This is a genomic window from Pseudomonas sp. XP2 (assembly GCF_053557975.1).
Map to the genome: position 1 here is coordinate 1 of NZ_JBNRIK010000057.1, position 1,296 is coordinate 1,296.

Below are 1,296 nucleotides of genomic sequence, written 5' to 3' on the forward strand. Positions count from 1 at the left end.
TGGCCTTGTGCTGCAATTCGCGTAAATGGGCACTCTGCAGGGCGTAGTACTCGCCCAGCTTCATCTTCACTTCCAGTTCGATGAGGTGCACGCCGTTGTAAAGGAACTGGGTTGCACTGTTCAGGTGCCGCACGGCGGTCTGAATGCCAGGTGGCAAATTGGGCGACAAGCGTTGGCTGGCGGCGTTGAGCGCGCCTTGGGTTTCGGCAATGGCCTGCTTGAGGGTGTTGCGCATGCGCAAGCCGGCATCGTCGCTGGCGATGATTTTGCTCAGCATCGAGTAAAGCTTGTCGCTGTCATTCCATTTGATGGTTTCGGCAGCAGAAAAGCTGGGAAGCAGGCCAGCCAACAACGTACGGTCGCGCATCAGCAATGCGCGGTAGGGTGGGCTGTCTGGATCCTCTAGCCATTTCAGCCAGAGGGTTTCGCTGGTGCCGGCCGCAGGAGCCGCGCCAGGCACAATCGCCTCGGTAATCCCGCCACCCAGGCACAGCGCCATGGTCTTGGCATACGCTACGCCAGATTCACGATGATCGCCGTCGTAATCATACTGCTCGGCCACCTTGAACATGGGCGTGTCGAACAGCGCGGCGTAAGCACGGGCGTCCTTGTCGATGAAGCGCTGGAACTCGGCTTCCTGCTGGTCATACCCGGCCTGGAACGCCGCCCGTTGCGGTTCGTGGTAGCGCTGTTCGAGTTTATCGTCGCTGTCCTTCATCGCTTGCTCGACCATGCGCGGCCGCTCTACCGTCGGATCAACCGGTACAAACGGCCCTCTACCCGCCATCGGCTCCAGCGAAGGCACCTTCTGCGCCGCCCACTCCCGCTGCGTGGCGCGAATGGCCTGCAGGATCTGCGAAGTCTGTAATTGGTAGGCGCGCATGGGGTCCTCGCGCCAGAGCTGGCGCTTCACCACCCAGTTCAGGCGCTGATGGTTGAACTCTTGAATCAGCCCAACGGTATCGTCGAGCACCACCGCCAGCACGCCGTTCTCCAGCGTGTGCCGGGTCATCGCGTTGACCAGATAGCCCCGCATGGCAAACCGGCGCAGCCAGCGGCTGTGAAACCCATGTGCACTGTCGAACGGTGAACAGCCGCGCTGTGCGTACTCGAACACCTCCTTGTCGACCTGCAGGTTGTCGGGCGTCATGGCAATGCCCAGCAATTCAGGGTTGTTGCGGGCTTGGGTCAGGTCGACCCCCTCGAAGCGGTGCGCGGGCGCCTGGCCCTTCTTGTAGGCATTCAGCACGCTGACCGGCCAGGCATCGCTGGAGAAGGCCAGCCAGGCTGTGCCAT

The 1,296-nt window shown here is 61.7% G+C and carries 1 protein-coding gene; it reads right to left on the bottom strand.

Features of this window, described 5'->3' with window-relative positions; translation table 11 throughout:
* The coding region (locus ACK1VC_RS28725; RefSeq protein WP_449118183.1) for a T6SS effector BTH_I2691 family protein at positions 1–1,296 on the bottom strand (1,296 nt) is incomplete at both ends.